The 6773-nt window shown below is 52.9% G+C and carries 7 protein-coding genes, 2 tRNA genes and 1 rRNA gene; 2 read left to right on the forward strand and 8 right to left on the reverse strand.

Annotated elements, in window-relative coordinates; genetic code table 11:
* Nucleotides 1-54 precede the first annotated feature (54 nt).
* The 4 genes from AAIG26_RS21855 to ilvL form a co-directional block, all read right to left on the reverse strand.
* Nucleotides 55-984 (reverse strand): branched-chain amino acid transaminase, encoded by a 930-nt coding sequence (locus AAIG26_RS21855; protein WP_020455988.1) that lies wholly within the window; start codon nucleotides 982-984, stop codon nucleotides 55-57.
* Nucleotides 985-1001: 17 nt separating this feature from the next.
* Entirely contained in the window at nucleotides 1002-1271 is a 270-nt protein-coding gene (gene ilvM, locus AAIG26_RS21860; RefSeq protein ID WP_017459702.1) for an acetolactate synthase 2 small subunit, read from the reverse strand.
* Nucleotides 1268-2914 carry an acetolactate synthase 2 catalytic subunit gene (gene ilvG / locus AAIG26_RS21865; protein ID WP_343181474.1) on the reverse strand — a complete coding sequence of 549 codons (1647 nt, stop codon included), beginning with the start codon at nucleotides 2912-2914 and terminating at the stop codon, nucleotides 1268-1270. The genes ilvM and ilvG overlap by 4 nt, the downstream gene beginning before the upstream one ends.
* Nucleotides 2915-3053: 139 nt before the next feature.
* Nucleotides 3054-3152 carry an ilv operon leader peptide gene (ilvL, locus tag AAIG26_RS21870; protein WP_015966468.1) on the reverse strand — a complete coding sequence of 33 codons (99 nt, stop codon included), beginning with the start codon at nucleotides 3150-3152 and terminating at the stop codon, nucleotides 3054-3056.
* Between the two features lie 318 nt (nucleotides 3153-3470).
* Here ilvL and AAIG26_RS21875 point away from each other — a divergent pair, with 318 nt between their 5' ends.
* Nucleotides 3471-4991: a YifB family Mg chelatase-like AAA ATPase gene (locus AAIG26_RS21875; RefSeq protein WP_343181476.1), complete on the forward strand. Its 1521-nt coding sequence runs from the start codon at nucleotides 3471-3473 to the stop codon at nucleotides 4989-4991.
* Nucleotides 4992-5016: 25 nt separating this feature from the next.
* Here the strand turns inward: AAIG26_RS21875 and AAIG26_RS21880 are convergent, their stop codons facing one another.
* Nucleotides 5017-5355: a DUF413 domain-containing protein gene (locus tag AAIG26_RS21880; protein WP_017459699.1), complete on the reverse strand. Its 339-nt coding sequence runs from the start codon at nucleotides 5353-5355 to the stop codon at nucleotides 5017-5019.
* Between the two features lie 106 nt (nucleotides 5356-5461).
* On the opposite strand from AAIG26_RS21880, the gene hdfR reads away from it, so the two are divergent.
* The gene (gene hdfR / locus AAIG26_RS21885) at nucleotides 5462-6295 is read left to right on the forward strand and encodes an HTH-type transcriptional regulator HdfR (RefSeq protein ID WP_343181478.1); all 834 of its coding nucleotides are present in this window, start codon (nucleotides 5462-5464) and stop codon (nucleotides 6293-6295) included.
* Nucleotides 6296-6392: 97 nt separating this feature from the next.
* Here the strand turns inward: hdfR and AAIG26_RS21890 are convergent.
* From AAIG26_RS21890 to rrf, 3 genes are all read right to left on the reverse strand, one after another.
* Nucleotides 6393-6468: transfer RNA gene (locus tag AAIG26_RS21890), tRNA-Trp, on the reverse strand.
* Between the two features lie 8 nt (nucleotides 6469-6476).
* Nucleotides 6477-6553, reverse strand: a tRNA-Asp gene (locus tag AAIG26_RS21895).
* A 55-nt stretch (nucleotides 6554-6608) separates the two neighbouring features.
* Nucleotides 6609-6724, reverse strand: a 5S ribosomal RNA gene (rrf, locus tag AAIG26_RS21900).
* Nucleotides 6725-6773 lie beyond the last annotated feature (49 nt).

Consider the following 6773-nt stretch of genomic DNA (forward strand, 5'->3'; position numbering starts at 1 on the left):
ACTGGGGTGAACGAGTGCGGCCAACACACCTACAACCTGAAGTATGACGGGTATTTATGGATTAACTTGATCCAACCAGCCCCACTTATCTTCCGTTTCACCGGTGAAGAGGCCAAAGAATGCTTGCTGAATACGTTTAGTGACCGGACCGCAACGACCTTCGCCAACCTGAATACCATCAACGCTGCGCACCGGCGTGATTTCCGCTGCCGTACCGGACATAAACACTTCATCCGCCAGATACAGCGATTCGCGGGACAGCACCTGCTCACGAACTTCGATGTTCAGCTCTTTCGCCAGCTTGATGATCGCATCGCGAGTGATACCCGGCAGGGCGGAAGAGGTAAACGGCGGCGTGAACAGGATGCCATCTTTTACTTCAAACAGGTTTTCGCCCGCACCTTCAGAGATGTAGCCGTTAACGTCCAGCGCAATGCCTTCCTGGTAACCGTGGCGGCGCGCTTCGCTGCCAACCAGCAGGGAAGAGAGGTAGTTTCCGCCCGCTTTCGCGGCTGTCGGGATGGTGTTCGGCGCAACACGGTTCCAGGAAGACACCATCGCGTCGATCCCCTGATCCAGTGCTTCCGCACCGAGGTAAGCCCCCCACGGGAAGGCAGCGATAATCACATCAGTGGTGTAGCCCGCCGGCGGGTTAACGCCCATGCCAACATCGCCCACAAATACCAGTGGACGAATATAGGCGCTGGTCAGATTGTTTTTGCGGATCACTGCGCGGCAGGCTTCCATCAGCTCATCGACGCTCTGAGATACCGGGAAACGATAGATTTTGGCGGAATCGCGCAGACGCTGCATATGTTCACGATGGCGGAACACTACCGGACCTTTGTGCGAGTCATAGCAACGGATGCCTTCAAATACGGAAGTACCGTAATGCAGCGCGTGGGACATCACGTGGACTTTTGCATCTTCCCAACGAACCATCTCGCCATTAGACCAAATGTAGTCTGCTTTTTTCGTCGTCATTATTCTTCCTTTTGCGCTTACGCGCGGATTTGTTGTGATTGTGATGATGTGGCACGCTGGCGGATATCAACCCGGGCAACGTCAACAAGTTTGCTTAACTGGCTAAACAGTAATTCGACAGGCCGCGGGCTGGCAACGGTCAATTCGATATTTATGTTCCGCGCATCACTGGCGGTTTCCATATTCATGGCACACACCTGAAAGCCACGGTGACGCACCACACGCAGCACGCGTTCTAATGTTTCCGGATTGAAGCGGGCCTCAACGGCGACCTGATGTTGCATCATGATAATTTCTCCAGCATTTGTGAGTTACTGGCGCCGGGCGGCACCAACGGCCAGACATTCTCAAGTTCATCGATTGAGACATGAAGCAGGTATGGCCCTGGGCTCGTGAGCATCGTGTCGAGTGCCGCTTCAACCTGGTCTTTTCGGGTGATGTGCTGGCCGGGAATGCCGAAAGCGCTGGCCAGCGTGAGGAAATCGGGGTTATCAGTCAGGGTGGTTTCACTATAACGCTCGTTGAAGAATAACTGCTGCCACTGACGAACCATCCCTAAACGCTGGTTGTCCAGTAAGACAATCTTCAGCGGTAATTGCTTACGTTTAACGGTGCCGAGCTCCTGAACATTCATCATGAAGGAGCCGTCACCGGAGATACAGATTACCGTATCGTCCGGGCGGGCAACCTGCGCGCCAACAGCGGCCGGCAAACCGAAGCCCATCGTACCTAATCCACTGGACGTGATGAAATCTTCCGGGCGGCTGAAACACAAATGTTGCGCCGCCCACATCTGATGCTGGCCAACGTCGGTAGTGACCACGCTGTTTTCCGGTTTGCGATCGGAGAGCTGTTTTAACAACAGCGGCGCGTAAATAGCGTCGCCTGGATGATCGTAACGCCAGGCATGTTCGCGACGCAGATCCGCGCTGTATTGACGCCACGCATCAATTGCCAGCGGCTGTTGCAGCGCAGGCAGCAACGCGTTTAAATCGCCCTGCAACGCAACGTGCGCCTGGCGCAGTTTGCTCATTTCCGCCGGGTCGATATCCATATGGATCACTTTGGCGTTCGGCGCGAAGGTATTCAGCTTGCCGGTCACGCGATCGTCAAAGCGGGCGCCAACGGCAATCAGCAAGTCACACTCCTGCACGGCAAAATTCGCGGCTTTCGTACCGTGCATCCCCAGCATGCCGAGATAGTAAGCATAATCAGTTTCCACCGCGCCCAGCCCTTTCAGCGTGCAAGTGACCGGCATTTGCGTCACGCTCAGAAACTCACGCAGCGCCGGAACCGCCTGCGCCATGCCCACACCGCCGCCAACATACAGCATCGGTTTTGTTGCCTGCGAGAGCATCTGCACGGCCTGCTCCACTTCCGCCTGCGGGAAATAATGTTCATCGTCGACGGTCGCGAACCAGGGATCCAGATCGCCTACAGCCAACTGGATGTCTTTTGGAATATCCACCAAAACCGGGCCCGGGCGGCCGGAATTGGCCACGTAGAAAGCCTCAGCCATGACACGCGGTAACTCTTCCAGAGATTCAACCAGAAAGCTGTGCTTCGTGCAGGCGAGGGATAAACCCAGTACGTCCACTTCCTGAAACGCGTCGGTACCGATAAGCGGAGCAGCAACCTGGCCGGTGATGGCAACAACCGGAACGGAATCTAATAACGCATCAGCAAGGCCGGTGATCAGGTTCGTCGCACCTGGGCCGGAAGTGGCGATGCAAACGCCGGTTTTACCGGTGGCGCGAGCATAACCGATAGCGGCCATCGCCGCGCCCTGCTCGTGCCGGCAAAGTAGGTGTTCCACGCCGCCGTTATACAATGCATCGTAAACCGGCATAATTGCGCCGCCCGGATAGCCGAAGACGATATCGACTTTCTGCGCTCGCAACGCATGTACCACCCACTGTGCTCCATTCATAGTCAGTTCCCCGCCGGATATCGGGAGAAACAGAATTTTGTGCTACTACTCATCCTCTGCTCCTCGTTTATGTTTTTAGGTCATAAAAAAACCCCCGGACCTTTCGGTGCGGGGGTCTTAGTTCGTTAAGGCTTGTTTTTTAAGCCTTTCCTCGTCCAAGTGCAGCCCCGCACGGTGGGATAATAATCACCACCACGCTAATCACGACCAGGCTAATCACTCGTAGAAGGGCTTTCATTTGTGTTCGTTCTTGCTTCATGTTCGAAGGAATGCCTAAAGAGGTAACACAGATTTAAGACAAGAAACAAGAAAAATTTATGACGCAGTTTGCGACCGCACCGACAAATTGACGAAAAATGGTTGTTTTATATAGAGAAAAGTCTTGGTGAAAATTTCTCACCTCTTGCACTAGCAATACAACGCTGCGATCAACATTCCAATACAATGAAAAAAGTGACTAATTGCAGTGAAACGCAGGAAACGCGCATGCAAAAGCAGCGTTTCGATAATGAAAAGCGATAATCAAAACAGATAATGTCTGTGAAAAGGAGAGCCTATGGCATTGTCTGTAATTTATACGCGAGCGGCGTTAGGCGTGACGGCCCCCCTGGTCACCGTTGAAGTGCATATCAGTAACGGGCTGCCGGGGCTGACTATTGTTGGGCTTCCGGAAACCACGGTTAAGGAAGCACGCGATCGTGTTCGTAGCGCCATTATTAACAGCGGATATGAATTCCCGGCGAAACGGATCACCATCAACCTGGCACCCGCGGACCTGCCCAAAGAAGGTGGACGATACGATTTACCCATCGCTATCGCGCTTCTGTCCGCTTCTGAGCAGCTAACGGCATCAGAGCTGAGTCGTTATGAATTTGTTGGCGAACTTGCCCTTACAGGCGCATTACGTGGGGTTCCTGGCGCCATCTCTTCTGTCATTGAAGCGGTAAAAGCCAACAGACGCATCGTTATTGCCAGAGAAAACGAAGCTGAAGCCAGCCTCACAGAAACACAGGAGTGTCTGGTCGCCGACCATTTACAGGAAGTGTGTGCGTTTCTGGAAGGAAAACAGGGGTTACCTTCACCTGCCCCCTTTTGTAGCAGCCAGGAGGCCGCCAGTGAGGATTTAAGCGATGTTATTGGACAAGAACAAGGGAAGCGCGCACTGGAAATCACTGCGGCAGGTGGACACAACCTGTTGCTAATCGGACCTCCGGGCACGGGCAAGACTATGCTGGCCAGTCGGTTGGCGGGATTGTTGCCGCCATTGAGCAACCAGGAAGCGCTGGAAAGCGCGGCCATTATGAGCGTGGTAAATTCAGCGGCACTCTCTCGCCACTGGCGAAGACGCCCTTTCAGAGCACCGCATCACAGCGCTTCACTGGCGGCACTTGTCGGCGGTGGCGCAATACCAGGCCCGGGCGAGATTTCGCTGGCGCATAATGGCGTTCTGTTTCTGGATGAATTACCGGAATTTGAACGCCGCGTGCTGGATGCACTCCGCGAACCTATTGAATCCGGACAAATCCATCTCTCGAGGGCAAGGGCGAAAGTTACCTATCCCGCTCGTTTCCAGTTAATCGCCGCCATGAACCCGAGCCCGACCGGCCATTACCGGGGAAACCATAACCGCTCGACACCGGAGCAAACGCTGCGCTATTTGGGAAAGCTATCAGGCCCTTTTCTCGATCGCTTCGATCTCTCGCTTGAGGTCCCCTTGCTTGCTCCGGGGTCAATGAGCCAGCCACAGCAAAAAGGCGAAAGCAGTGAAACGGTACGCTTACGGGTTATTCAGGCCCGGGCACGGCAATATCAGCGGCAGAATAAACTCAACGCGCATCTGGATAGCAGCGAAACAAAACAGCTTTGTAAACTTAACAGAGAAGACGGGAATTGGCTGGAAGAGACGTTAACACGTCTGGGATTATCTGTACGCGCCTGGCAACGCCTGCTGAGAGTTGCACGAACGATAGCCGATCTTGAAGAAGAGCCAGCGATCCAGCGCGCGCATCTGCAGGAAGCGTTAAGTTATCGCGCAATCGACAGGCTACTGATTCATTTGCAAAAGATGCTGATGTAAAAAAGGGGCCGTAGCCCCTTTTCTCTTAATCTTCGGAATCCGTATAGTCTTCCGCACCTTCCATCTGTGGTTTCCCACCTGAAAGAGTGTGAAAGCGCTTCGGACGCTTAATGCGCGCCATATACTTGATCCAGACGCGTTCTGCTTCGGTGTCTGGCTCACGCTCTCCACGGCACACTGCAACGAATTGCGTTTCTTCTGCAGTCACTGGTTCACGCTTACCGAGTTCCAGTTCGTTAAAAGCATAACCATGGCGCTCAAGCAGTTGCGCCTCTTTGATGGTGAAGTCACCGTGGCGAGAGAACCCGCGCGGATAATTCTTATTGTCGAAAAAACGATTTGTCGTCGTAAAGCTTTCCGCCATCCTGCACGCTCCTAATTCTTTGGCCGAGCTATTTATGGCGCGGAGTATTAGTTACGCTTGACAGAGTGTAAAACAAAACATTTAAATCATTACGACAAATATTTTTGTGGAGAAAACTGTGGATACGGAATTACTAAAAACTTTCCTCGAAGTTAGCAGGACTCGTCACTTCGGCCGTGCAGCCGAAGCACTCTATCTGACCCAGTCCGCGGTGAGTTTTCGTATTCGCCAGTTAGAGAACCAGCTTGGGGTTAATCTCTTTACACGCCATCGCAACAATATCCGCCTGACGGCAGCTGGCGAGAAGCTGCTGCCGTATGCGGAAACATTGATGAGTACCTGGCAAGCAGCAAGAAAGGAAGTGGCGCACACATCGCGGCACCACCAATTTTCTATTGGGGCCAGCGCATCCCTATGGGAATGCATGCTTAGCGATTGGTTAACCAGGCTGTATAACCTGCAAGGAAACCTTCAGTTCGAAGCACGAATTGCACAACGGCAATCATTGGTTAAACAGTTACACGAGCGGCAACTGGATCTGTTGATCACGACTGAAACGCCAAAGATGGATGAGTTTAGCAGCCAGTTGCTCGGCCATTTCACACTTGCGCTTTATTGCGCAGCCCCGGAAAAGAGCAAGTCAGAATTGAACTACCTGCGCCTCGAATGGGGACCGGATTTTCAACAGCATGAGTCAGAGTTAATCGCCAGTGATGACGTGCCAACATTGACGACCAGTTCAGCAGAAGTGGCCCATCAGCAATTACCGCAGCTTAATGGCTGCACCTGGCTACCTGTTTCATGGGCAGAACAAAAGGATAAGTTATATCCAGTTACTGATACAACGATGCTTTCTCGTCCACTTTATGCAATTTGGCTGCAAAACAGCGATAAACAGAATCAGATCCGCGAGCTTTTGAAAATCAAAGTGATTGATTGAATATTTGTGGCAAGGATGCCTGCGAGAGATTTTCTGTAGAGTGGATGCTGAAAAAGAAGCAAAAAAAAAATCCTTAGCAGATGCTAAGGATTATTTCTGGCAGGGGCGGAGGGACTCGAACCCCCAACACCCGGTTTTGGAGACCGGTGCTCTACCAATTGAACTACGCCCCTAATTAGGGTGGCGGAACGGACGGGACTCGAACCCGCGACCCCCTGCGTGACAGGCAGGTATTCTAACCGACTGAACTACCGCTCCACCGAATTTCTTCACAACCACCGGTTTGTTGCCCCGGTTTCACTGCTAATTTGATGCCTGGCAGTTCCCTACTCTCGCATGGGGAGACCCCACACTACCATCGGCGCTACGGCGTTTCACTTCTGAGTTCGGCATGGGGTCAGGTGGGACCACCGCGCTACTGCCGCCAGGCAAATTCTGTCTGTCAGACCGTTCTCACGCCCTGACCTAATCTGTATCA

Source organism: Kosakonia sp. PSU_27, assembly GCF_039409795.1.
GTDB lineage: Bacteria > Pseudomonadota > Gammaproteobacteria > Enterobacterales > Enterobacteriaceae > Kosakonia.

Bases quoted from the DNA above. Each gene is read 5' to 3' on its own strand.
- AAIG26_RS21855 (WP_020455988.1), bottom strand. From the start codon at position 984: ATGACGACGAAAAAAGCAGACTACATTTGGTCTAATGGCGAGATGGTT.
- ilvM (WP_017459702.1), bottom strand. From the start codon at position 1,271: ATGATGCAACATCAGGTCGCCGTTGAGGCCCGCTTCAATCCGGAAACA.
- ilvG (WP_343181474.1), bottom strand. From the start codon at position 2,914: ATGAATGGAGCACAGTGGGTGGTACATGCGTTGCGAGCGCAGAAAGTC.
- ilvL (WP_015966468.1), bottom strand. From the start codon at position 3,152: ATGAAAGCCCTTCTACGAGTGATTAGCCTGGTCGTGATTAGCGTGGTG.
- AAIG26_RS21875 (WP_343181476.1), top strand. From the start codon at position 3,471: ATGGCATTGTCTGTAATTTATACGCGAGCGGCGTTAGGCGTGACGGCC.
- AAIG26_RS21880 (WP_017459699.1), bottom strand. From the start codon at position 5,355: ATGGCGGAAAGCTTTACGACGACAAATCGTTTTTTCGACAATAAGAAT.